Source organism: Bacillus sp. JS (assembly GCF_000259365.1).
Classification (GTDB): domain Bacteria; phylum Bacillota; class Bacilli; order Bacillales; family Bacillaceae; genus Bacillus; species Bacillus stercoris.
Window position 1 is genome coordinate 3,672,557 of the sequence record NC_017743.1, and the last position, 22,748, is coordinate 3,695,304.

Here is a 22,748-nt window from a genome sequence, read left to right on the forward strand (position 1 = left end):
GCCTTTTGTGCTGCTTTCACTTTCTGTTCAAAATCACTTGAAATGCCGTTGATATGTAGCCTTTTTCGCCCAAAAAGCATATGCATATTGTGACATGATTCATTCTTTTTTCGCCTTGATCATCACAGAAAAACGGAAATCTGCTACTATGCTACAGGCTGATACCTGATTACTTTTGAACATTATGTTACATACCAAAAAGAGGCTGACCGCTATCAGCCTCTTTTTTCTTACTTAGATAACATCAATGATTGCTGAGTGAAGATTTTCTCAACATCTTTTTGAGTATAAGCAGGGAAGTATTCACCGCCGCCTACTTTCGCAATCGCGTTCAGCTGGCCTTTGTATCCCTCTTTATAATCAAAACCGATCACATTCACAGTGATATTGTCTTTTTGCAGTTCCTTTGCTGTTTTAATCGGATTTCCTCCGCACGTTTCCTCACCGTCTGTCAAAAGATACACCACTTTTTCCCCTTTTGCGTCAAGCTGATCAAAAGAAGATTTCGCCTCATTCAGCGCTTTGGCAATTGGCGTCCAGCCAGTCGGCCCAATTGTATTAAGAGAATTGAGGAAGCTTTGCTCGTTAAAGCTTTGGAAGCCGTATACGTTGCGAATGGCTTCACATGATTGAACTTTTCCGGAATTTTTATTGTTTCCTTCAGAGCCAAACACACTCATTTTAACCTGAGTTCCTTCTGGCAGTGAGCTTGCAAACTTTGAAATTTCTTTTTTGGCTGAATTAAATTTAGAGACACCGTCTATTCTTTTCGCCATACTTCCGCTGGCATCAAGCAAGACTGCCACGTTCGCAGGAGCTTTAACCTCCGTTTCTTTCTTTTCAGCTGCAAAAGCAGGTGAAGTTAATCCAAATAACAATCCCGTCATCATGATCAGTGAAAATCTTTTCTTCATGTTCGTACCCCTTTACCAATTTGTTTCTGCGTGCAGATGTTCAACGCTGAACATAACCTATCGTAATCGACAAAAACCGAGAAATAAATAGGGCGGGCTTCCCCATTGCTGTTGTTTACTTTTGCATAGAAACCTATGTTTTTATTAGTGATTTCCACCTAACGCTCCTATGAAAAAAGAAGATTGTCCGCCTTTCGGCTTTCGTTATATGAGTCTGTCGAAGTCTGTCGACAAATGTGGATGACTTTACCACAATCTTAAAACCTGCAATCAGGAAAAAAGGACTGGTCCTTAAAGACTGCCAGAAGCTCCTCTAAACCGTTTCAACCGCCCTTAGATAAAAGACATTCAGGAATAGAAAAAGACGCTCAATGAGCGTCTTTTTCTACTTTTTCGCCATATATTTATTCAAAAACGAATCGGCCTCAGAAATTTGTGTGCCCTGATAATAGTACTTCACGATGTCATCAACCGTTTTTCCTTCTTTCGCCATAAAATTCGCTCCGTATTGGCTCATCCCTACACCGTGGCCAAATCCTCTCGTCGTGACTGTAATTGTGTCTCCATTTCGCTTCCAATCAAAATCGGCGGAGTTGAGGCCCAGCTTTTCACGTATGTCTCTTCCTTTCAGCGTCTTGCCGTTAATGACGGCTGTTGCGACCTGGTGGCCCGGTGTCTCTCCGGTAATCCTTCCTACTGCGCTAGACCCATCCAGCTTGACGCCGAGCTTTTGCTCAAACTCTGCCGCTGTAAAGGTTTTTGTTGACTTATATTTCGGAGACTTTTTATCCCATGGGCTTTTGACGCTTTTTAAATATGGGATAGCACTTGTCCAATAAGCTTCTGCATTCTCTGTATAGCCATTGCTTGTGGAGAAAAAGGAGGCTTCAATCGGCTGGTTGTTGTACGTTAGGATTTTGCCTTGCGTACTGGCAACCGCATCAGTGATTTTCTTCAGTTTTGATTCATAGCTTGTGCCCCACTGTTTTTTCAGCTCCGCTTTGTTTTTATACACCTGGAACATTTGTGTATCATCCACCAGTGAGCCTTTAGGGGCCTCTACCGCTGAATTTGACACCATCAGTCTGACAATAAATGTTCTGGCGGCGAGGGCCTGGGCTTTCAGTGCTTCAGATTCAAAGGTTGCCGGCATTTCGGAGGCGACGACTCCAATCACATACTCTTCAAGCGGAATGTTTTCTACGGATTGATTTGCGGTTCGATAGACGGGAATAGAAACAGGTGATGCTTTCAATGTTTCTGCTCCTTTCGATGCTGGTTTCGTGCTGACTGCTGTCTTTTCTGATTCTACACTGGCCCCCGCTTCCTTATTATGCTGGAATGGTATAACCAAGAGTGTGGGAACCAAGAGAATCAATGCACATAGTACGGATAGTGTGATTGCGAATTGTTTCATATTCAGCTGCCTCCTGCTCGGGATTCGACTCTAGTCTAGTCTATGGGCAGGGACAAGCTAATATGACTCTCGTTTTGGACAGAAACTTTATTTGTCATTTACGTATTCTTTTTTGCTATTTTGCGCATAATGATGATAATACACAAAAAATAAAAAACCAGTATGCCAGAGTGACATACTGATTTTCAAGTAAGTTTATGCATTTAAGTCAGAAACGACTTCTTTATTCTCTTGCTCAGAAGCAGACTCATCATTTACACGTTCGATGTCTGCGCCCAGACCAGCAAGCTTCTTATGGAAATCAACGTAACCGCGGTCTAAGTGCTTCAGTTCAGTAACACGTGTGTGACCTTCAGCCACTAACCCCGCAAGAATCAGCGCTGCACCTGCACGCAAATCAGTCGCTGCAACTTCAGCTCCCTGAAGCTGTACAGGACCGTTAATGATGACAGAACGTCCTTCAATCTTGATATCACCATTCATACGGCGGAATTCTTCCGCATGCATAAAACGGTTTTCAAAAACAGTTTCTGTAATCATGCTTGTGCCGCTTGCACGAAGCAGAAGCGCCATCATTTGTGACTGCATATCAGTCGGGAAGCCCGGGTGAGGCATTGTTTTGATATCAATCGGTTTCAGTTCTTTCGGGCCGATGACACGCAGGCCTTCACCTTCATCCTTAATTGTTACACCCATCTCTTCCATTTTTGCGATTAAAGAGGTGAGGTGCTCAGGAACCGCTCCTTTTACTAATACGTTTCCTTCAGTGATTGCAGCAGCAACCATAAATGTGCCCGCTTCAATACGGTCAGGAATAATATGGTGTTTTACGCCGTGAAGCTTTTCGACTCCTTCAATTTTGATGGTGCCGGTGCCAGCTCCGCGGATTTTTCCGCCCATGCCGTTGATATAGTTTGCTAAATCAACGATTTCGGGTTCTTTCGCCACGTTTTCCAGCGTTGTTGTTCCTTCAGCTAAAGCAGCTGCCATAATCAGGTTCTCTGTAGCTCCTACACTTGGGAAGTCCAGATAAATTTTTGCGCCTTGCAGTCGGCCTTTTACTTCAGCTTCAATGAAGCCATTACCGACTTTGATTTCAGCGCCCATTGCTTCAAAACCTTTTAAATGCTGATCAATCGGTCTGGAACCAATTGCGCATCCACCCGGAAGCGCAACTCTTGCATGACCTGTACGCGCAAGAAGCGGCCCCATGACAAGCACAGACGCACGCATTTTACGAACATATTCAAAAGGTGCTTCAGTTTGCAAAGCGTATGAAGCATTCACAGTCACTTCATTATTCTCAAAATGCACATCTGCTCCTAAATGACGCAACACTTCGTTAATTGTATATACATCGGAGAGCGTAGGTACATCACAAATTACGCTTTTTTCTTCACTTGCTAATAAAGATGCAGCGATAACAGGTAAAACGGCATTTTTAGCGCCTTCAACTTTGACTGTGCCGTTTAACTTCTGACCGCCGCGGACGATGATTTTTTCCAAGGTATTCCCCTCCGCGTCCCTAAATTCTCTATATTAATATTCAGTCGTAACGATTGGTGTGCCAACCGTAACGGTATGTTTTCCGCCCATTCCTGCACTTCTAAGTGCAATTTGCAAATTCATCTTATGTTTCGAGGTCATAATGTACTCTTCCCACTCATCTGTAAACGCAGAAATAGAAACGAAATTTGGCTCAACTACATGTTCTACTGATCTTGCTTGAAATTCATTTAATAACTGATTTGCTTTTTTTTGCAAAACAATATTCATATTATCATCTAAATGACCATTTAGACAAGTAAAAATAACTACTTTTTCTTGGAATATCCCAAGTGTCTCCCGTTCAAACTGTTCATATGTATCATTCCAGCTATCCGGTGTCTCAAGACTCATTTGCTCATATAATAAATACGAAGTTGGGTTGTGTTTTTTGAGGGTTGTGACAAGCTGCAGTCTAAAAGAAGTGCGATTTTTTTTGTCAGTATATGTGCCAATTGCCTTTACGACTTTATCTTCCTGCGCAATCGTCCAATCATATTGACGATACTCTGATTTTAAACGTTGCACTTTTTGATCAAATTCTTTTTCGGTCAGTGACATGTTTTGTTTTGCATGCAAAGTCCACTTATCTATTGACACATCTTGGCGTTCCATCCCCTCTGCTATTTGTGCCAACGGCGTTAATTCACTCGCATGAATGGTATGGAAAACAGCAATGACGAAGCTTAATATGACGGAAATCATAATGGCGTGGCTTACTTGTTTTTTCTTCATGTTCATCTCTCCCCCTTATCCCCAGTTTTACCGGAGGCAAGAGGCGCCATACGTAAAAATCTTCGTCAAAACTCGAGCTATAGCTTCAACCCCGCTTCCTCCAACCATTCCCATGATGACGATAGTCAAAACCTATTAAAATAGATAGGGAAGCTGCTGTGAATAATTGAGGTAATCTAAAAAGAAATTCGCAACCGCCGTTCCAATAGCGATTGTCAGCAAAATCATCAGGAGTCTTGCCTGCACGACTTTGCCTTTTTTGATTAGCGGATCTATATTGACGGCTTGCAGCGCCCACCAAGTCACTGCTATAAAAATCAGGTGAACGACAATGCCGATTGCAGCCTGCTGTCCCAATACACTCATCTATTACACTCCTTTCTCTGCGCTCATACCCTTTCTTATTATATAAGAAGCGCAGATAAAGATGATACATTTTATACAGAACGGAATAATCAGCCAAATCTAGGGCTAACCCCCACTTAAAGTGTGATTCTTTTACATGATATACTTTATTGGAAAGGAGCTGGCAAATGTGAATCATTCTTTTTTTCAGCCTGAAAAGCAATATGGTGAGGACCTGCCAATTTTTGAACAGGAATGGGAAGCAATTGCATTCTATTATGATTATAGACAGTCACAGATTGAAGAACTGAATGAATTGTGTCAGTTTTTTAACATTTCTCTTACCTATACGAGAGAAAGCCTTGAAGAGCTGGAAAACCTCTATTTTCAAAGTATACAAGAGCTTTTGCTTGCTGATTGGAATCTTCCTATTGAAGAATTCGAGAAAATGATCAGTGTTTATCTTATAGATTGCGTGATTGCCCGCCATGAAGATGCTGAATGGGTTGTAAAACCTTATCCGTATAAAGACGGCGCTTATACACTGGGCTTTAGAAGACATCGCAAATCGTGGAATACCATGAATACCTGTGATGGTTTATACTTGCGCCAAAAAGAGGATCGCCCGCTGCTGTCGCTGTTTGATTCTCTAGTGCGTTCATAAAAAAAATCCTTCTCATAAAGAGAAGGATTTTTTCTTATTTCCCTGCTACATCCAATCTGTTCAAAGCCCGCTGTAACGCAAGCTCAGCCCGACGAATGTCAGTATCATCTGATTGAGAATTCAAACGCTCCTGCGCCCGCTGGCGTGCAGCTTCAGCGCGCTCTTTATCGATGCCTTCCGCTGTCTCGGCAGCCTGGGCTAGGATGGTGACCTGATCAGGACGGACTTCTACAAATCCGCCGCTGACGGCAACCATTTCAGTCTGTCCGTCTTTTTTCAGACGGACAGCGCCGATTTTAAGAGGAGCCACGGTTGGAATATGACCTGGCAAAATACCGAGATCGCCGCTTTCGGCTCTCACACTCACCATTTCGATATCCGCATCGTATACTGGGCCGTCGGGAGTAACGATATTGACTTTAACGGTCTTCATGCTTTTACCCTCCTAGGACCAGATTAAACTTCTACACCCATTTCTTTTGCTTTCTCAACAACTTCTTCGATACGGCCTACAAGACGGAACGCATCTTCTGGAAGATGGTCGTATTTACCGGCTAAGATTTCTTTGAAGCCTTGTACCGTCTCTTTTACAGGCACGTAAGAACCTTTTTGTCCAGTGAACTGTTCAGCCACGTGGAAGTTTTGAGAAAGGAAGAACTGGATACGGCGTGCGCGTTGAACGACAAGCTTGTCTTCATCACTTAATTCATCCATACCGAGAATCGCAATGATATCTTGAAGCTCTTTGTAACGCTGAAGCGTTGACTGTACTTCACGTGCAACAGCATAATGCTCTTCTCCGACAATTTCAGGAGCAAGGGCGCGTGATGTAGATGCCAACGGATCAACCGCAGGGTAAATACCCATTTCAGTTAATTTACGCTCAAGGTTTGTTGTCGCATCCAAGTGAGCGAACGTTGTCGCCGGCGCCGGGTCAGTGTAGTCATCGGCAGGCACGTAGATCGCCTGGATAGATGTAACTGATCCAACGTTCGTAGACGTGATACGCTCTTGGAGCTGACCCATTTCAGTTGCAAGCGTCGGCTGATAACCAACCGCAGAAGGCATACGGCCAAGAAGGGCTGAAACCTCAGAACCCGCTTGTGTGAAACGGAAAATGTTATCGATGAAGAACAGTACGTCCTGTCCTTGTACATCACGGAAGTGCTCAGCCATTGTTAGGCCTGTCAAAGCAACACGCATACGTGCGCCCGGCGGCTCGTTCATTTGTCCGAATACCATGGCTGTTTTGTTGATTACGCCAGAGTCACTCATTTCATAGAAAAGGTCGTTCCCTTCACGAGTACGCTCTCCTACGCCGGCGAATACAGAGATACCGCCGTGCTCTTGCGCGATGTTGTTGATTAATTCCTGGATTAATACGGTTTTACCTACACCGGCACCGCCGAACAATCCGATTTTACCGCCCTTGATGTAAGGAGCAAGCAAGTCAACAACTTTAATACCTGTTTCAAGAATTTCAACTTCTGTTGAAAGCTGATCGAATGAAGGCGCCTGTCTGTGAATCGGATCCTTTTTCGCATCCGCAGGAACCGGCTCATTCAAATCAATATTTTCTCCAAGAACGTTAAATACACGTCCGAGTGTTACATCACCAACCGGTACTGAGATTGGCGCTCCTGTATCTACAGCTTCCATACCGCGCTGAACACCATCCGTAGATGCCATTGCGATTGTACGGACTGAATCATCGCCTAAATGAAGAGCGACCTCAAGCGTTAAATCAATACCTACTTCGTTTTCACTTGCAGCTGGCTGTGAAATTTTAATCGCATTATAAATTTCAGGCAAGTGACCGTCTTCAAAACGCACGTCGACGACCGGTCCTAATACCTGGCTAACGCGTCCTTTCTTCATCGCTATCCCTCCTGACAAAATCTTTCTATTCTAAAGCGGCTGCTCCGCCGACAATTTCCGTAATTTCTTGTGTGATGGCTGCTTGGCGAGCACGGTTGTATGAAAGCGAAAGTGAATCGATAAGTTCCTTCGCGTTATCTGTCGCATTTTTCATCGCCGTCATTCTTGCAGCGTGCTCACTTGCTTTACTGTCAAGAAGCGCACCGAAGATTAAGCTTTCTGCATATTGAGGAAGCAAAACCTCCAGAACCTCCTCTTCAGATGGTTCAAATTCATAAGACGCCGTTCTTTTTCCGCCGCTGCTGCCCAAATCAGATAACGGCAGAAGTTTTTTCTCCGTTACTTCTTGAGAAATGGCGCTGACAAAATGGTTATAAACAAGGTGCAGTTCATCAAACGCACCGTCTATAAACATTTGGATCGTTTGACGGGCAAGATCCTTAATTTCTGTAAACGTTACTTCATCTCCAAGCCCTGTTAACTCGGAAATGATCGGAATCTCACGTTTCCTAAAGAAATCACGGCCCACTCTTCCGATGGCAATCACCGCATACTCATCCTTAGACTGATGACGTTCCTGCATGGCCTGATAAGCACTTCGTAAAACCGAACTGTTAAAAGCGCCGGCAAGACCGCGGTCAGAGGTAATGACAAGGTATGCCGTTTTTTTCACTTCTCTGCTGAGAAGCATCGGATGCTTCACGTTGCCGGAAACTCTCCCGACGTTTGACACAACCTCTTGGATTTTATCCATATATGGCACAAATGATTTTGCATTGTTTTCAGCACGATTCAGCTTAGCCGCAGATACCATCTGCATGGCTTTTGTAATCTGGCTCGTTTTTTTCGTTGACGTGATCCTTGACTTAATATCGCGTAATGAGGCCAAAGATTTCACCACCTTTTCTCTTCATCTGCGTAAAAAGAGAGAAAAAGAGAACCTTTTTCTCTCATCAGCATTCGAGTTAGTTGCTTGGTGCAAATGTGCGTTTGAAGCCTTCGATTGCAACTTTGAAGTCTTCATCAGCAGGAAGGTTTCCTGTTTTCGCAATTCCGTCAAGCAGGTCTCTATGGTTTTGGTCAAGGTACATATAGTACTCTTCTTCAAAACGTCTGATATCCGCCACAGGAATATCATCAAGATATCCTTTTGTCAGCGCATAAAGAATGGCTACTTGGTTTTCAACCGGAAGCGGCTTGTTCAGATCCTGCTTCAGCACTTCAACTGTACGCGCACCGCGGTTCAGTTTTGCCTGAGTCGCTTGGTCGAGGTCAGAACCGAATTGAGCGAATGCTTCCAGCTCACGGTATGACGCAAGGTCAAGACGCAAAGTACCTGATACTTTTTTCATCGCTTTGATTTGCGCTGAGCCGCCGACACGGGATACAGACAATCCGGCGTTGATCGCTGGACGTACGCCTGAGAAGAACAAATCAGATTGCAGGAAGATCTGTCCGTCGGTGATGGAAATGACGTTCGTCGGAATATAAGCAGAGATATCTCCGGCTTGTGTTTCTACGAACGGCAGAGCTGTAATTGATCCTGCGCCTTTCGCGTCGCTAAGCTTTGCTGCACGCTCAAGCAGACGGGAATGAAGATAGAATACATCCCCAGGGAACGCTTCACGGCCTGGCGGACGGCGAAGAAGCAAGGACAGCTCACGGTAAGCAGCTGCTTGTTTAGAAAGATCATCATATACAACAAGAACGTGCTTGCCGCTGTACATAAATTCTTCTGCCATTGTAACCCCAGCATACGGTGCCAGGTACAGAAGCGGTGCCGGCTGTGATGCAGACGCCGTTACAACAATTGTATAATCAAGCGCGCCGTGTTTACGCAATGTTTCTACTACGCCGCGGACTGTTGATTCTTTTTGACCGATCGCTACATATACGCAGATCATGTCTTGGTCTTTTTGGTTCAGGATCGCATCGATCGCAACAGATGTTTTACCTGTTTGACGGTCACCGATGATCAGCTCACGCTGGCCGCGGCCGATTGGAATCAGTGCATCGATCGCTTTGATACCGGTTTGAAGCGGTTCATGAACGGATTTACGGTCCATAACGCCTGGCGCAGGGCTTTCGATCGGACGAGTTTTGCTTGTCAGGATCGGGCCAAGTCCGTCTACCGGCTGGCCTAGCGGATTTACGATACGGCCGATTAACTCTTCACCAACAGGGACCTCCATGATGCGGCCTGTTCTTTTTACTTCGTCTCCCTCACGGATCTCACTGAAAGGTCCTAAGATGACGATACCTACGTTTGATTCTTCAAGGTTTTGAGCCATACCCAAAACACCGTTTGAAAATTCGACAAGTTCACCGGCCATACAGTTGTCAAGGCCGTGCACACGAGCAATACCGTCACCGACTTGGATGACTGTACCTACGTCTTGAACTTCAATATCAGATTGATAATTTTGTATTTGCTGTTTTATCAGTGTGCTAATCTCTTCAGCTTTGATGCTCACTTAGGTTTCACCCCTTCTATCGATTTTCCCCGGCTAATTGACGTTCGATGCGCTGAAGCTTCCCGCTTACGCTGCCGTCATAAATCCGGTTTCCAATGCGGACTTTAATGCCGCCTATTAAATCCGTCTGCACTTCATTTCTGATTCTCAGTGAAGCGACTCCGGCTTTTTTTGCAAACACTTGTGATAATGGTAACATTTCTGCATCCGTCAGCGGTTTCACTGAATATACGATTGCGTCTTCTGTTTGACGGGCCACATTTGCGAGTTTGATAAACTCATCTGTGAGCTCAGGGACAATCGCGGCACGATGGCGGTCAATCAAAAGAAAAATCGTATTGAGTACGGACTGTGACAAAGAGCCAAATGCATGTTGAATCAGCTCTTTTTTCTTCGCAGCCGGCACCTTCGGATGGTTTAACACATCATTAAGCGCTTTTTCATTTTGAAATACTTGTTTTACAACAATTAGCTCTTCTTCTACTTGATTCAGCTGAGCGGACTCATTGGCTATATCAAAAAGAGCTGATGCATATCGTTTAGAGACAGCTGATCCACTCATCGGCTTTCTCCTACCTCTTTAAGATAGTCCTGGATCAATTTCTCTTGAGATTGTTCATCCAGTTCTTTTTCGATCACTTTCGACGCAATCATGACAGAAAGAGACGCTACTTGCTCACGGAGAGCAGAAACCGCCTGTTCTTTTTCCTTCACGATTTCAGTTCTTGCTGCTTCTTTCAGACGTTCAGATTCTGCACGTGCAGCCTGAATAATCTCTTCTTTTTGCTTCTCTCCCAGTTTCTTTGCGTTTTCGATAAGAGTTTGGGATTCCTGTCTTGCTTCTTTTAAAAGAACGCGCTGCTCTTCAATCAGCTGCTGCGCTTCTTTATTTTTTTCTTCAGCAGACGTAATTTCTCCAGCGATGTGGTCTTCACGCTGTTTCATTATGTTTAATAGCGGCCCTAAAGCGTATTTCTTCAGAAGCGCTAATAAGATTAACATAGCTAACAGTTGGAACAGGATATCTCCGCCGTTAAACGACAATCCTAGTTCAAGTGGTAATTGAGACATCTACTACGGCAACTCCCTTCTGCAGGTTTTTCTTTGCTGATCCAGCAGCCGCACTTGTCTCTTTTCAGCCGGCAAGGCGGGATGCTTATCAGACATAAAGCAATGGCGAAGGTTCTCTTGGAATGATCTTCGCCATTTTTAGTTCATATAAGGCTTTTATGCTTAGCCAAAGAACGCTAAGAATGCGATAACGACAGCGATAATAGGAAGGGCTTCAACTAATGCGATACCCATGAACATAAGAGTTCTTAGTTCTTTACCTGCTTCCGGTTGACGGGCAATCCCCTCTACCGTACGTGAAACAATCAAACCGTTACCAATACCTGCACCAAGTGCGCCTAAACCAATTGCGATCGCAGCTGCTATTAAATTCATGAAAAAGTTCCTCCTTTAAAATGTTATCCGTTTGGATATAATGTTTTAATGATCATGACTGATTTTATGAGACATGTACACCATCGTCAGCATCGTAAAGATAAATGCCTGGATGGCACCAATAAATAAACTGAATGCTTGCCATGCCAGCATCGGCAGAATCGCGCCGACTGTACCGACAAGACCGAGAGCCACGCTTTGCGAATAGTGGCTTGTCGCTAATCCTGCAAGCAGGCCGAGAAGAATCTCTCCGGCGAAGATGTTACCATAAAGCCGCAAACCGAGAGTCAGCGTATTCGCAAACTCTTCGATGATTTTCATCGGGAGCATGAATGGCACAGGTCTCAAATAGTCTTTGGAATATTCCTTGAGCCCTTTCATCTTCACACCATAGTAGTGGGTTAAAGCAACAACCATCACGGCTAGCGTTAATGTAATGGCAGGATCCGCTGTCGGAGACTTCCACCAGAGCTCATGTCCGATTGTAATAGAAAACGGCAGCCCCAGCATATTCGACACAAATATGTACATCAGCAATGTGACACCAAGTGCCAAGAAGTTAGCCCCTGTTTTTAAATCCATTGTACTGCCAATAATATTGCGGACGAAATCAACAATCCATTCCATAAAGTTCTGGGCTTTTCCAGGACGGATCGAAAGCGTTCTTGTCGTTAATATAGCAATCAATAAAACAATCACACTCGCCACAGTAATCATCAGAATGTTTGTCAGATTAAAAGTAAGACCTAGAAATTCTATAGTTCTGTAACCATGATTCAAAGGGTTTTCACCTCTCTTCCATTGATGAACGTTTAAGCTGGATAAAGGAATCTATCATAATGACAGGGTATATTGTCATTAATCCAATAACTGTACTTGCCATATGAAAATATTCGGGATTTTTATAGGCGACAGCCACAGCAAGAATCGCATTGCACCACCGCGCTGCGCTCCCGAGAGATCGTATGGACTTTCCTTTCTCAACAGCTCTGTCAAAAGCATTCATTCTCCTGACGAGCAGTAAAAAATTAAACAAACTGAAAACAGTTCCCAGAATAAGGCCTAAAAAAACGGTTTTATACGCTGTTAAACCATAACCCAGTACATACACTGCCAAAATGAACAATAAATATTTGCGTTGTCTGCTAAATGTAAGCTTGGGATCGTCCATCAATTATCTGTCTCCTGATGAAAAAATAATGTATAGCTTGGATACGGCAAAAATCAGCGGTTAACCCTTAGTAGAAGACCTTTTTTGACCGGCAAAAAACGGGCCTGTTCGAAAAAATCATTCATCCGCAAGCCTTGCAGGGATGCTGTTTCATTCGCTTAAATAAATCCTCATAATACGGGTTTGCTGAGAGGATTTACATTGGGGATGAGGACTATAATGAAAGCTATGAAAACCTTCTCATAATACCCTCGTTTAGCATACAATAGCCCCTAACATGTGTCAATCTGTTTAAAGTTAAAAAACTTTTTATACTTTACGTCTCCACAGAATGTTCACATTTTCACCTATAATTGTATACAAATTGACCGAATATCAAAAAACTGGATAAAAAAAGAACCCCTTTATTTTGGGGTTTTCTTTTTTATTTTGTTCCAAACATGCGGTCTCCCGCGTCTCCGAGACCTGGAACAATATAGCCTTTTTCGTTTAATTTTTCATCAAGCGCCGCGATGTAAATATCAACGTCCGAATGATGCTTCTGCAATTCTTCCACACCCTCCGGCGCTGCTACAAGACACATGAAACGGATATTTTTCGCACCGCGTTTTTTGAGGCTGTGAATGGCTTCAACTGCGGAACCGCCTGTAGCGAGCATCGGGTCAACCACGATGAATTCACGCTCTTCCACATCAGAAGGAAGCTTGACATAGTATTCCACGGGTTTTAAGGTTTCAGGATCACGGTAAAGGCCGACATGCCCCACTTTTGCAGCGGGAATCAGCTTTAAAATGCCGTCAACCATTCCCAATCCTGCTCTTAGGATAGGAACCACTCCGAGTTTTTTCCCTGAGATGACTTTCGATTTTGCAGCCTGAACCGGTGTATTGATGTCCACTTCTTCCAAAGGAAGATCGCGGGTAATTTCAAATGCCATAAGTGTGGCTACTTCATCTACTAACTCTCTAAAATCCTTCGTACCTGTATTTTCATTCCGTATATATGTCAGCTTGTGCTGAATTAAAGGATGATCAAATACATAAACCTTTCCCATACTGTGTTTCAGCTCCTTTTTTATTGTCCCATCAACAATTACACACTTCTATTGATTCTACAAAAAAAGACATTGAGTTTCAAGAACATCGTCAAAAAACCCGCCGGGCATAAGCGCCATGCGGGTTTTTTGGATCTTAATAATCTAATTCTTTATATAAAGGAAATTTATCAGTCAGAGCAGCTACACGCTGTCTTGCTTCTTCAAGTTTCCCTTCATCTTCGTGGTTTTTCAATGCAAGCGCAATGATAGCGCCGACTTCTTCCAATGCGTCTCCGTCAAAACCGCGGCTGGTTACAGCAGCTGTACCAAGACGGATACCGCTTGTAACGAAAGGTTTTTCAGGATCGTATGGAATCGCGTTTTTGTTAGATGTAATACCGATTTCATCAAGTACGTGCTCTGCAACCTTACCAGTCAGTCCGAGAGAACGAAGGTCAACAAGGATAAGGTGGTTGTCAGTTCCGCCTGAAACAAGCTGGATGCCCTCTTTCGTTAACGCTTCAGCCAAACGTTTCGCGTTTGAAATGACGTTTTGTGCATATGTTTTGAAATCGTCCTGCAATACTTCGCCGAATGAAACAGCTTTTGCGGCAATAACGTGCATCAGCGGGCCGCCTTGAATGCCAGGGAAGATTGATTTATCAATTTTCTTGCCAAACTCTTCACGGCAAAGGATCATACCGCCGCGAGGACCGCGAAGTGTTTTATGTGTTGTTGTTGTAACGAAATCAGCATAAGGAACCGGGTTTGGATGAAGGCCTGCCGCAACAAGTCCTGCGATATGCGCCATATCCACCATGAAGTAAGCGCCGACTTCATCAGCAATTTCACGGAATTTCTTAAAGTCGATTGTACGAGGATACGCACTTGCTCCTGCTACGATAAGCTTCGGTTTATGAGCGAGGGCTTTTTCACGCACGTCATCGTAATCAATATATTGAGTTTCTTTATCTACGCCGTACTCAACAAAGTTATATTGAACACCGCTGAAGTTGACTGGGCTTCCGTGTGTTAAATGGCCGCCGTGGGAGAGGTTCATCCCAAGTACAGTATCGCCTTGCTCCAAAATCGTGAAGTACACTGCCATATTTGCTTGTGCGCCTGAATGCGGCTGAACGTTTACATGCTCCGCTCCAAAGATTTCCTTCGCGCGGTCACGAGCGATATCTTCAGCGACATCGACGTGCTCGCATCCGCCGTAGTAGCGTTTGCCCGGATATCCTTCTGCGTATTTATTTGTCAAAACAGATCCTTGTGCTTCCATAACCGCTTCACTTACAAAGTTCTCAGAAGCAATCAATTCGATCTTAGTCTGTTGGCGTTCACGCTCATTTTTAATGGCGTTAAACACTTGTTCGTCTTGCGCAGGTAAATGTTTCATCAGCGAGATCCTCTCCTATCCGTATCCTGTTCTTTGTTTTACCATCACTATTGTACATGGTTTTTAAGGCCGATGTAAAAGATTATTTTTAAAAAATCTAAATTTTTATTGGTAAAAACGAATAATGATAACTTAAATTTAATTTAAAGTTCGGAATTTATATCACTGTCTTAAAATAAAAGAAAAGACTGGCCATGCAGTCCTTTCATTCGCAATCATAAACCGCCCGCACTCCGCCGATTAGTTTCGGCCGTGTACGCGCTAATGTCACATGGGCTGAACCGAGGCTGTTTTGAGAGACACGCACAGGGACAGCCACCGGCTTCAGATGCATGCCGATAAACGTATCGCCTATATCGATTCCTGCGTCAGCCTGAATGGTTTCAACAAGAACGGGAGACTTCATCTGTTTAAACGCATAAGACGCCATCGCGCCTCCCGCTTTTGGAACGGGCACGGCAGAAACGGTTGGAAGCCTGAACAGCCGGGCCGTGTCTGCTTCGACAACAAGCGCTCTGTTCAAATGCTCGCAGCATTGAAACGCGAGATGGATTCCCGTTTTTTCCCGAAGCTCGGCAAGTCCGCTGTAGATGCTTTCTGCAATGTCTACACTCCCCGATGTGCCGATCCGGCTGCCAGCCACTTCACTCGTGCTGCATCCAAGGACGAAAAGCTGATCTTGTTTCAATTCAGCCTGTTCCTGAAACTCAGACAGCATCGCCTGCCACGTTTGTTTCATCTCATTCATTAAACAGCACCCCTACAGGTTTTTCTCTTCATAATCTGAGATTTTTCCAATACGCGTTTGGTGTCTTCCTCCGGTAAACTCAGTGGTCAGCCAGATTTTTGCGATTTCCCGAGCCAAACCAGGGCCGATCACCCGTTCACCCATCGCAAGGATGTTTGTGTCATTATGCTCCCTCGTCGCCTTGGCGCTGAAGGTATCGTGCGCCAGCGCGCAGCGAATCCCTTTTACTTTATTTGCGGAAATGCTCATGCCGATGCCTGTCCCGCAAATTAAAATTCCTCTGTCAACTTCGCCGCTAACCACTTTTTCGGCCACCGGAAAAGCATAATCCGGATAATCGACAGAGCCGCTGCCGCAGTCGCAGCCCATATCAATATATTCAATTTGCAATTCGTCCATTAAATCTTTGATTTCATTTCGAATGTGAACGCCGCCATGATCCGATGCAATGGCTACTTTCATCTGCTTTTCCTCCCAGCGTGTGTGATGCGGCCCGCCCGCTTTATTGACCGCGCAGCCTGTCCGCTCTTTGATTCACACCATATGATGTGCTTTTCACTATATTCTACTCCTTCACGCAGGATTTGCAAATGACCTGTTTGCAGATATTCTGGCAACTTACCTGCCTTCTTTTTTCAGCTGTTTTGCCAGCTGCCGAAGAAGTTCTTCAAGCTCATCTCGCGTTTGTTTATAGATGTCAATTGAGCCGCCGAACGGATCGATAACATCCCCATGGCTGCCTGTGACATATTCTTTTAATGTAAACACTTTATCACGATAACGTCCAAATTGGCTGGCAATGATCTGTTTGTGCTGATGGGTCATAGCCAGAACCAAATCTGCCGATTCCATATGTTCTTCAGTTAATGGAGAAGACACATGATTAAGGGCAATGTGTTTTTCAAACAGCGCTTCGACTGCATGAGGCGTCGCTCTCCCATTAGGCGAAGCAAACACGCCTGCCGAGCGGACACTGACATTCAGCCCTTCCGTTTCTGCAATTGATTTAAAAAGCGCCTCAGCCATTGGGCTGCGGCACGTATTTCCAGTACAGACAAAAATAATATCCATGTCAGTCACCCCTTATTTTTCTCTATTATATATGAAGAAAAAAGAAACGGCGACTTCGTTTCTTTTATTGGTATATTAAATTGGCAATAGCAGCTTTAGGCCGAATACGATTAATATGATGCCCCCGAGCGCTTCGCTGTATGTGCCAAGCCATGACTGCACTTGTTTCCCGATCAGCAGGCCCAGCCATGTCAGCATCGTGCTGAACAGCCCGAACAAAGTAATTGTGAGGAGCGGATGCGAGCCGTATATCCCCAAGCTCAAGCCGACGGAAAAGCTGTCAAGGCTGACGCCGACGGCAAACAGCAATAAGCCCGGCCCTGCCGGCGACATCAATCGTTCTTCTGACTGTTTAAAAGAAGCCATAAGCATTTGAACCCCAAGAACAAAAAGCAGCGCCCCTCCGATATAAACCGCTAACACGCCGAGGAGCCCTGACAGCATGTTACCGGCCGCCATCCCCGCGAGAGGCATGATAACGTGAAAAAGGCCGATGATGAAACCGATATAGAATATCTGCTTCTTTCTGAGTTTGACCATGCCCATTCCAAGGCCGACAGAAAAAGCATCCATCCCTAAAGCAAACGCCATGATGCTTAATGTCATCAGTTCGCCTATAAACAAATCCGACATACATAAATAACCCCCTTGGACACGCCCCGCTTTTTTAGCCTATGCGTGTCCAAAAAGGGTTAGAACATCCGACTGCTTTCAGCGAATCACTCTTCCTCCGGCGGCTTTCATCAGCCTGTTCATAATGGCGAGACCGACACCTGTGTCCGGAAAGGATTCCGAGATAATAACATCCACATTATTCTCATCAAAGCTGCGTAAAGCATCATACAGCCCTGCCGCAACAGTCTCAAGCTGAGCACGTCTTCCGCAGCTCTTTACATAATCAGCGGAATAAACGCTCGCGTTTTCTTCTGTCGTCAGGACACCGACTCGTTTTCCACCCTGTTGATATTCTTGAATGAGGTGCTGCATGCGCTCTGGGCTGCCTTCGCAAATGGCAAGCGGCGCTGTCGGCGCATAATGTGTATATTTCATCCCTGGAGAAATCGGCTTCTCATTTTGGTCGCTGAGCCCTTTATCCACATGGATCGGTCCGATCACCGCTTCAATTTGTTCCATCGTAATGCCGCCCGGACGCAGGAGAACAGGGATGTCGTCCGCACATGAAAGCACGGTTGATTCGACTCCGATTCCGGTAGGGCCTCCATCCATAATACCGGCTATGCGGCGATCCAAGTCGTGAGCCACATGCTCCGCTTTTGTGGGACTTGGCTTGCCTGATAGATTGGCGCTCGGTGCTGCAATCGGCAGTCCCGATTCACGAATCAATGCAAGGGCAAGCGGATGATCCGGCATTCTAATAGCAACCGTTTCAAGACCTGCCGTTACACGAGGTGAAAGCGCACCGGGTTTGCAAGGCAGAATGAGCGTAAGTGCTCCCGGCCAAAATCGCTTCATCAATGTTTTCGCCTTTTCCGGCGCTTGGCCCGTTAAATCCTCAAGCTGACTGATATCCGCAATGTGGACAATCAAGGGATTATCGCTCGGCCGCCCTTTTGCCTCATATATTTTTTGGACGGCATCCGTATTTTTCGCGTTTGCGCCTAGGCCATATACCGTTTCTGTCGGAAAGGCAACGACCTCATTTTCTCGGAGCAAAGCGGCTGCTTGTGCAATTTGTGGATCATTTGTGGATAACTCGTCAGTTACATCCACAAACCATCTTTTCGTTTTCATTTCTGACCAAACTCCTTATTCACAACAATAAAACGATTGTTTTACGCGTGTAATCCTTTTGAAAGTATAAAAGATGTCCTGTAATAAAACAAGCGTTATCCACAAATTGTGGACAACGCTAATAAAGAAGTGGATAAGTATGTGTATAAACTGCATTTATCCAGACGTTTTTTTCATCAAAACGGCCCCTTCTGTTTGCCGCGATTCACAGAAATGATCAGAAGAGAACAGTTCTTCCGGTACACTTTCAGCTCTTTCAAATCCCATGGCCGTCAGAAAGTCCGCAGAGGAAAGCTGATTCGCTACTAGATATACGGTTTTGATTTGATGCTTTTCGCACAGCACCTCCATGCTTTGAAAAAGCGTGACAATATGGCCTTGGTGAAGCTTGTCCGATATGACCAGCGACCGCAGCAGGCCCTGGTCACAGCTTATTTTTTCAATTCCGAGGCAGCCGGCAATGTTTTTCTCATTGTCCTCCAGCATAAGAAATTGAGTGAAGCCTTCTTTCACGCCTTCATAGCTGGTTTTCGCCTGTTTTAAAAATTCCTCAAGCACCTCTCCGTCTTTTTCCCTTGCCACCCGCAGTTGATAAAACATCCGTTCACCCCGTTTTTCGTTCTTTCTTCAAATCTATGAGGCAAATCTATTTTTAGACCAGATGATTAGGAAAAAAGGTCGGAAATCCATTCGACTAAGAAGAATTTCACTTCTGTGCCGTCTTCCTTCTCTTCTTTCTCTTCTTTTTTTGCTTTCTCTGCTTTAGCGGTTACGTCCTCAAGCACTTTTTCAGTCTGCTTTTTTGAGGCTTCTTTATCTTCTTGTTCTTTGACGGCTTCCCCGTTAGAAAAATCGAGAAAGCAGAGGGGCGGGAACAGCACACACCACCAGTTGGCGCCGTCGCCGTTTCCAAGCGTGATCAAAATCGCTTCATACTCACCGGCTGGATAAACCATGTTGCCGTAAAGCTTTGTCGGAAACGAGATTTTGTCAAAATCAACGGATATCGACTGATTCGCTCCTTCTTTCTCCATCGTTTCCTTTGCAATCGCTTTGATTTCAGGCAGCTTTGAGCGAATCACACGACGCGCTTCTTCAATAGAAGTAATATCCTTTACCCAAGTTGTGATTTCTTTATTCACCGCATCTCTGATATGACGTTTTAATTGCTGGTCTTGATCACTATCGCTGTTTGCCAATATTCTCAAACGAATCGCCTGACCCGGTATGACCACCGGCTGATTTTCTGATTGCTGTGCCGTCTCTTCTTTCGCAAGCCCTACGAGCGCTCCGGATAATAAAAGAAAGATATATATACAAATGATTACTGTTTTTTTCATCGGTCCCCACCGTTCCTCTCCGTGCTTTGTTTCTAGCCCTATTATGGACAAGGAGAACCTGGGGTAAACGTGCAGGGTGAAAAAAATCTAGCAAGCTGTTAATCTTATTTATGGTACGATAGTGTTTTAGGAGGTTTAAGATGAAATACAATTATACAGTGCTCTTATCAGCATTCACGATGTCGGTTCTTTATTCGGTTATTTATATTCATTCATTTATTATTGCCGCTCTCATCACAATGGCATTTTATTTTCTGTTTCCTTATTTGATCTTCGCACTGCCGCTTCAAATCATGATGAATAAAAAGCCGAAACGGTTCAGCCCTTTGTACCTGCTGTATTACCTTGTCGCTGCTTTTATTGCCAACGCGATCATTTTCGGCGTGCTTCAGCCTTCGGGACAATCTCTGTTTCAAAATACAGCCTTCTATCTTTTCGCTGTATTAACAGCTCTTATCTATTGGATATGGGACTCTGTTTTACTGCAAAAAAAGGAAGCCTAAAAGGCTTCCTTTTTTATTAAAACAAAACCGTCAGCAAATAACATAGAATGGAAGGTATCGCCGCAACAAAAAAAGCGGCTGCCATTTTTAGACGTGATGTACGGCCTTCTTTGGTTTCTGAATGGTAGTTTGCCCGCTGATCGCTTCCGCTTACAGCCAAACCCGATGTGATGATCGCGAGCCCGACTAAAACGAGAGACGCAACGCCAAAAATCGCTTCATATGAAGGAGCCTGTGAAAAAATGGTGCCAATCATGCTCTCAATCGCGATGAGCAGGATTCCTGCTGTCAGGGCCTTTTTCATGTTTACATCCCCTTTGCTGGTGTTCAACAGCTTGATCCATTCACTCGCCGGCAAGCTGCTTATTTATTTTTATGAATCAAAGCGCATATGGTTCTGTCTTTTCCATTAATATCTTTCAGCACTTCCACTTCCGCTTCCTTAAACGCCTTGAGGATCAGGTCTTTGACCGCCGCCCCCTGTTTCCAGCCGATTTCAAAAACGACAAATACTTTCTCCTTCATGACAAGCGGGATGTCTTCCATAAAACGCTTATAAAATTTCAGCCCGTCTCCGCCATCAGTGAGCGCGTGCAGCGGCTCATGAAAACGGACAATTTCTGATAGATCAGCCATTTCTTCCTCTGAAATATATGGCGGGTTCGAGACAATGATATCTGCTTTTTTTCCCGCCTTAATAAAAGGCTCAAGCAGATCGCCCTGATAAAAGCGCACATTCGCTCCAAGTTTTTCTGCATTGGCAGAGGCGACTTGCAGCGCCTCTTTCGAAATATCGACTGCTGACACAGAAAAGCTTTGGTTTTCAAGCGCAAGCGTGACGGCTATCGCGCCGCTCCCTGTACCAACGTCAACGACTTCGAGCCGGTCATCTTCAGAAAAGACATTACGATATTTTTCAAGCAAATGAAGGACAACCTCTTCTGTTTCCGGCCGCGGGATCAGCACATCATCATTCACCATAAATTCCCGCCCGTAAAAAAACTCTTTTCCGATAATGTATTGCACCGGCACGCCCTCTTTATGCATCTCAACGTGACGCGTAAAGCGATACAGTTCGTCGTCGCCAATCGGTTCCTGCAAGCTGGCGAGCAGCCTGCTTCTCTCCATTCCAGTATCATAAAGCAATAGCAGTTCGGCAGCATTTTCTTCTCTTCCCGCTTCGGTTAAATAAGAAGAAGCCCATTTCAGGGCTTCGAATATCGTCTTCATCTTAACCTTCCGACTGCTGAAGCTTGCTCGCCTGATCTTCTACGATCAGCGCTTCAACCACTTCGTCAAGTTTTCCTTCAAGAATCTGATCAAGCTTTTGAATCGTCAAACCGATTCTGTGATCCGTCACACGGTTTTGCGGAAAGTTGTATGTGCGGATACGTTCAGAACGGTCACCAGATCCGACTGCTGATTTCCGTGTTTGATCATATTCAGCCTGGGCTTCCTGCTGAAATTTATCATAGATTCTGGCACGAAGAACCTTCATTGCTTTTTCTTTGTTCTTGATTTGAGATTTTTCATCCTGGCATGATACAACAACACCTGTCGGCAAGTGCGTCAGACGAACGGCAGACATTGTTGTGTTAACGCTTTGTCCGCCCGGTCCGCTTGAAGCAAACGTATCGACGCGGATATCCTTCTCATGGATGTCAACCTCTACCTCCTCCGCCTCAGGAAGACAAGCTACCGTTGCAGTGGATGTATGGATACGTCCGCCCGATTCTGTTTCCGGAACACGCTGTACGCGGTGGGCGCCGTTTTCATATTTGAGTTTAGAATATGCGCCGCTTCCCGTAATCATAAAGATGATCTCTTTGTAGCCGCCTGTTCCGGTTACATTCGCTTCCATGATCTCTGTCTTCCAGCCTTGAAGCTCAGCGTAACGGGAATACATTCTGTACAGGTTGCCAGCGAATAAAGCAGCTTCCTCGCCTCCCGCAGCTCCGCGAATCTCCATGATAACGTTTTTGTCGTCATTAGGATCTTTCGGGATCAGGAGCACTTTCAAGCGTTCTGACAGTGTTTCCGTTTCCTTCTGAAGTTCAGAAATCTCTTCCTTCACCATGTCGCGCATCTCAGCGTCCAGCTTCTCTTCAAGCATTGCTTTTGCATCAGCCAGCTGTTCTGACGCATCTCTGTATTGTCTATATACGTCAACTGTTTCTTGTATATCAGATTGCTCTTTTGAATATTCTCTCAGCTTTTTCGGATCGTTGACTACTTCTGGATCGCTTAAAAGCTCATTTAATTTTTCGTATCGTTCTTCGATTGATTTTAAACGGTCTAACACGGTCT

The 22,748-nt window shown here is 44.8% G+C and carries 28 protein-coding genes; 2 read left to right on the forward strand and 26 right to left on the reverse strand.

Annotated elements, in window-relative coordinates:
- Positions 1-230: 230 nt before the first annotated feature.
- The 5 genes from MY9_RS18600 to MY9_RS18620 all read right to left on the reverse strand — a co-directional run bounded on the left by MY9_RS18600 (position 231) and on the right by MY9_RS18620 (position 4,977).
- A complete protein-coding gene (locus tag MY9_RS18600; RefSeq protein WP_014665710.1) occupies positions 231-914 on the reverse strand; it encodes a vWA domain-containing protein in 684 nt (227 codons plus the stop codon).
- Positions 915-1,299: 385 nt separating this feature from the next.
- On the reverse strand, positions 1,300-2,331 hold the full coding sequence (spoIID, locus tag MY9_RS18605; protein ID WP_014665711.1) for a stage II sporulation protein D: 1,032 nt from the start codon (positions 2,329-2,331) through the stop codon (positions 1,300-1,302).
- Positions 2,332-2,526: 195 nt separating this feature from the next.
- Positions 2,527-3,837 (reverse strand): UDP-N-acetylglucosamine 1-carboxyvinyltransferase, encoded by a 1,311-nt coding sequence (gene murA, locus MY9_RS18610; protein WP_014665712.1) that lies wholly within the window; start codon positions 3,835-3,837, stop codon positions 2,527-2,529.
- A gap of 33 nt (positions 3,838-3,870) precedes the next feature.
- Positions 3,871-4,611 (reverse strand): YwmB family TATA-box binding protein, encoded by a 741-nt coding sequence (locus MY9_RS18615; protein ID WP_041521439.1) that lies wholly within the window; start codon positions 4,609-4,611, stop codon positions 3,871-3,873.
- Between the two features lie 135 nt (positions 4,612-4,746).
- The gene (locus MY9_RS18620) at positions 4,747-4,977 is read right to left on the reverse strand and encodes a DUF1146 family protein (protein ID WP_003227691.1); all 231 of its coding nucleotides are present in this window, start codon (positions 4,975-4,977) and stop codon (positions 4,747-4,749) included.
- 169 nt (positions 4,978-5,146) lie between these two features.
- Here MY9_RS18620 and MY9_RS18625 point away from each other — a divergent pair, with 169 nt between their 5' ends.
- On the forward strand, positions 5,147-5,620 hold the full coding sequence (locus MY9_RS18625) for a hypothetical protein (RefSeq protein ID WP_041521440.1): 474 nt from the start codon (positions 5,147-5,149) through the stop codon (positions 5,618-5,620).
- A gap of 34 nt (positions 5,621-5,654) precedes the next feature.
- On the opposite strand, the gene MY9_RS18630 is transcribed toward MY9_RS18625, so the two are convergent.
- The 18 genes from MY9_RS18630 to spoIIR form a co-directional block, all read right to left on the reverse strand.
- A complete protein-coding gene (locus MY9_RS18630) occupies positions 5,655-6,053 on the reverse strand; it encodes a F0F1 ATP synthase subunit epsilon (RefSeq protein WP_014478254.1) in 399 nt (132 codons plus the stop codon).
- Between the two features lie 23 nt (positions 6,054-6,076).
- Positions 6,077-7,498 (reverse strand): F0F1 ATP synthase subunit beta, encoded by a 1,422-nt coding sequence (gene atpD / locus MY9_RS18635; protein ID WP_014665715.1) that lies wholly within the window; start codon positions 7,496-7,498, stop codon positions 6,077-6,079.
- A gap of 25 nt (positions 7,499-7,523) precedes the next feature.
- On the reverse strand, positions 7,524-8,387 hold the full coding sequence (gene atpG, locus MY9_RS18640) for an ATP synthase F1 subunit gamma (protein ID WP_040081552.1): 864 nt from the start codon (positions 8,385-8,387) through the stop codon (positions 7,524-7,526).
- 76 nt (positions 8,388-8,463) lie between these two features.
- Positions 8,464-9,972 carry a F0F1 ATP synthase subunit alpha gene (atpA, locus tag MY9_RS18645; RefSeq protein ID WP_014665717.1) on the reverse strand — a complete coding sequence of 503 codons (1,509 nt, stop codon included), beginning with the start codon at positions 9,970-9,972 and terminating at the stop codon, positions 8,464-8,466.
- 16 nt (positions 9,973-9,988) lie between these two features.
- Positions 9,989-10,534 carry a F0F1 ATP synthase subunit delta gene (locus MY9_RS18650; RefSeq protein WP_014665718.1) on the reverse strand — a complete coding sequence of 182 codons (546 nt, stop codon included), beginning with the start codon at positions 10,532-10,534 and terminating at the stop codon, positions 9,989-9,991.
- Positions 10,531-11,043: a F0F1 ATP synthase subunit B gene (gene atpF / locus MY9_RS18655; RefSeq protein ID WP_014665719.1), complete on the reverse strand. Its 513-nt coding sequence runs from the start codon at positions 11,041-11,043 to the stop codon at positions 10,531-10,533. The genes MY9_RS18650 and atpF overlap by 4 nt, the downstream gene beginning before the upstream one ends.
- A 162-nt stretch (positions 11,044-11,205) precedes the next feature.
- A complete protein-coding gene (gene atpE, locus MY9_RS18665) occupies positions 11,206-11,418 on the reverse strand; it encodes a F0F1 ATP synthase subunit C (RefSeq protein WP_003151167.1) in 213 nt (70 codons plus the stop codon).
- 45 nt (positions 11,419-11,463) lie between these two features.
- A complete protein-coding gene (atpB, locus tag MY9_RS18670; protein ID WP_014665720.1) occupies positions 11,464-12,198 on the reverse strand; it encodes a F0F1 ATP synthase subunit A in 735 nt (244 codons plus the stop codon).
- A gap of 7 nt (positions 12,199-12,205) precedes the next feature.
- Positions 12,206-12,589 carry an ATP synthase subunit I gene (gene atpI, locus MY9_RS18675; RefSeq protein ID WP_003243159.1) on the reverse strand — a complete coding sequence of 128 codons (384 nt, stop codon included), beginning with the start codon at positions 12,587-12,589 and terminating at the stop codon, positions 12,206-12,208.
- A gap of 424 nt (positions 12,590-13,013) precedes the next feature.
- Entirely contained in the window at positions 13,014-13,643 is a 630-nt protein-coding gene (gene upp, locus MY9_RS18680; RefSeq protein WP_003227670.1) for a uracil phosphoribosyltransferase, read from the reverse strand.
- Between the two features lie 136 nt (positions 13,644-13,779).
- On the reverse strand, positions 13,780-15,027 hold the full coding sequence (gene glyA / locus MY9_RS18685) for a serine hydroxymethyltransferase (protein ID WP_014665721.1): 1,248 nt from the start codon (positions 15,025-15,027) through the stop codon (positions 13,780-13,782).
- 205 nt (positions 15,028-15,232) lie between these two features.
- Positions 15,233-15,775 carry a TIGR01440 family protein gene (locus tag MY9_RS18690; protein WP_014665722.1) on the reverse strand — a complete coding sequence of 181 codons (543 nt, stop codon included), beginning with the start codon at positions 15,773-15,775 and terminating at the stop codon, positions 15,233-15,235.
- Between the two features lie 12 nt (positions 15,776-15,787).
- Entirely contained in the window at positions 15,788-16,237 is a 450-nt protein-coding gene (gene rpiB, locus MY9_RS18695; protein ID WP_014665723.1) for a ribose 5-phosphate isomerase B, read from the reverse strand.
- A gap of 156 nt (positions 16,238-16,393) precedes the next feature.
- A complete protein-coding gene (gene prpB / locus MY9_RS18700; protein WP_040081549.1) occupies positions 16,394-16,846 on the reverse strand; it encodes a protein arginine phosphatase PrpB in 453 nt (150 codons plus the stop codon).
- Positions 16,847-16,921: 75 nt separating this feature from the next.
- Positions 16,922-17,479 carry a manganese efflux pump MntP gene (locus tag MY9_RS18705; RefSeq protein WP_014665726.1) on the reverse strand — a complete coding sequence of 186 codons (558 nt, stop codon included), beginning with the start codon at positions 17,477-17,479 and terminating at the stop codon, positions 16,922-16,924.
- A gap of 78 nt (positions 17,480-17,557) precedes the next feature.
- Complete coding sequence (locus MY9_RS18710) at positions 17,558-18,598, reverse strand: L-threonylcarbamoyladenylate synthase (protein ID WP_014665727.1); 1,041 nt, start codon at positions 18,596-18,598, stop codon at positions 17,558-17,560.
- A 156-nt stretch (positions 18,599-18,754) separates the two neighbouring features.
- Entirely contained in the window at positions 18,755-19,198 is a 444-nt protein-coding gene (locus tag MY9_RS18715) for a GNAT family N-acetyltransferase (protein ID WP_014665728.1), read from the reverse strand.
- A gap of 65 nt (positions 19,199-19,263) precedes the next feature.
- On the reverse strand, positions 19,264-19,938 hold the full coding sequence (gene spoIIR, locus MY9_RS18720; protein ID WP_014665729.1) for a stage II sporulation protein R: 675 nt from the start codon (positions 19,936-19,938) through the stop codon (positions 19,264-19,266).
- Positions 19,939-20,078: 140 nt separating this feature from the next.
- On the opposite strand from spoIIR, the gene MY9_RS18725 reads away from it, so the two are divergent.
- A complete protein-coding gene (locus MY9_RS18725; RefSeq protein WP_014665730.1) occupies positions 20,079-20,441 on the forward strand; it encodes a UPF0715 family protein in 363 nt (120 codons plus the stop codon).
- A 16-nt stretch (positions 20,442-20,457) separates the two neighbouring features.
- Here MY9_RS18725 and MY9_RS18730 read toward each other — a convergent pair whose 3' ends face one another.
- Genes MY9_RS18730 through prfA form a run of 3 tightly spaced genes read right to left on the reverse strand, consistent with a single transcriptional unit; the run spans position 20,458 to position 22,743 of the window.
- On the reverse strand, positions 20,458-20,745 hold the full coding sequence (locus tag MY9_RS18730) for a DUF5316 family protein (RefSeq protein ID WP_014665731.1): 288 nt from the start codon (positions 20,743-20,745) through the stop codon (positions 20,458-20,460).
- Between the two features lie 59 nt (positions 20,746-20,804).
- Complete coding sequence (gene prmC, locus MY9_RS18735) at positions 20,805-21,671, reverse strand: peptide chain release factor N(5)-glutamine methyltransferase (RefSeq protein WP_014665732.1); 867 nt, start codon at positions 21,669-21,671, stop codon at positions 20,805-20,807.
- A gap of 1 nt (position 21,672) precedes the next feature.
- On the reverse strand, positions 21,673-22,743 hold the full coding sequence (prfA, locus tag MY9_RS18740) for a peptide chain release factor 1 (RefSeq protein ID WP_014665733.1): 1,071 nt from the start codon (positions 22,741-22,743) through the stop codon (positions 21,673-21,675).
- Positions 22,744-22,748: the final 5 nt, after the last annotated feature.

Bases quoted from the DNA above. Each gene is read 5' to 3' on its own strand.
- MY9_RS18600 (WP_014665710.1), bottom strand. From the start codon at position 914: ATGAAGAAAAGATTTTCACTGATCATGATGACGGGATTGTTATTTGGA.
- spoIID (WP_014665711.1), bottom strand. From the start codon at position 2,331: ATGAAACAATTCGCAATCACACTATCCGTACTATGTGCATTGATTCTC.
- MY9_RS18615 (WP_041521439.1), bottom strand. From the start codon at position 4,611: ATGAAGAAAAAACAAGTAAGCCACGCCATTATGATTTCCGTCATATTA.
- MY9_RS18620 (WP_003227691.1), bottom strand. From the start codon at position 4,977: ATGAGTGTATTGGGACAGCAGGCTGCAATCGGCATTGTCGTTCACCTG.
- MY9_RS18630 (WP_014478254.1), bottom strand. From the start codon at position 6,053: ATGAAGACCGTTAAAGTCAATATCGTTACTCCCGACGGCCCAGTATAC.
- atpD (WP_014665715.1), bottom strand. From the start codon at position 7,498: ATGAAGAAAGGACGCGTTAGCCAGGTATTAGGACCGGTCGTCGACGTG.
- MY9_RS18650 (WP_014665718.1), bottom strand. From the start codon at position 10,534: ATGAGTGGATCAGCTGTCTCTAAACGATATGCATCAGCTCTTTTTGAT.
- atpF (WP_014665719.1), bottom strand. From the start codon at position 11,043: ATGTCTCAATTACCACTTGAACTAGGATTGTCGTTTAACGGCGGAGAT.
- atpE (WP_003151167.1), bottom strand. From the start codon at position 11,418: ATGAATTTAATAGCAGCTGCGATCGCAATTGGTTTAGGCGCACTTGGT.
- atpI (WP_003243159.1), bottom strand. From the start codon at position 12,589: ATGGACGATCCCAAGCTTACATTTAGCAGACAACGCAAATATTTATTG.
- upp (WP_003227670.1), bottom strand. From the start codon at position 13,643: ATGGGAAAGGTTTATGTATTTGATCATCCTTTAATTCAGCACAAGCTG.
- glyA (WP_014665721.1), bottom strand. From the start codon at position 15,027: ATGAAACATTTACCTGCGCAAGACGAACAAGTGTTTAACGCCATTAAA.
- MY9_RS18690 (WP_014665722.1), bottom strand. From the start codon at position 15,775: ATGAATGAGATGAAACAAACGTGGCAGGCGATGCTGTCTGAGTTTCAG.
- rpiB (WP_014665723.1), bottom strand. From the start codon at position 16,237: ATGAAAGTAGCCATTGCATCGGATCATGGCGGCGTTCACATTCGAAAT.
- prpB (WP_040081549.1), bottom strand. From the start codon at position 16,846: ATGGATATTATTTTTGTCTGTACTGGAAATACGTGCCGCAGCCCAATG.
- MY9_RS18705 (WP_014665726.1), bottom strand. From the start codon at position 17,479: ATGTCGGATTTGTTTATAGGCGAACTGATGACATTAAGCATCATGGCG.
- MY9_RS18710 (WP_014665727.1), bottom strand. From the start codon at position 18,598: ATGAAAACGAAAAGATGGTTTGTGGATGTAACTGACGAGTTATCCACA.
- MY9_RS18715 (WP_014665728.1), bottom strand. From the start codon at position 19,198: ATGTTTTATCAACTGCGGGTGGCAAGGGAAAAAGACGGAGAGGTGCTT.
- spoIIR (WP_014665729.1), bottom strand. From the start codon at position 19,938: ATGAAAAAAACAGTAATCATTTGTATATATATCTTTCTTTTATTATCC.
- MY9_RS18725 (WP_014665730.1), top strand. From the start codon at position 20,079: ATGAAATACAATTATACAGTGCTCTTATCAGCATTCACGATGTCGGTT.
- MY9_RS18730 (WP_014665731.1), bottom strand. From the start codon at position 20,745: ATGAAAAAGGCCCTGACAGCAGGAATCCTGCTCATCGCGATTGAGAGC.
- prmC (WP_014665732.1), bottom strand. From the start codon at position 21,671: ATGAAGACGATATTCGAAGCCCTGAAATGGGCTTCTTCTTATTTAACC.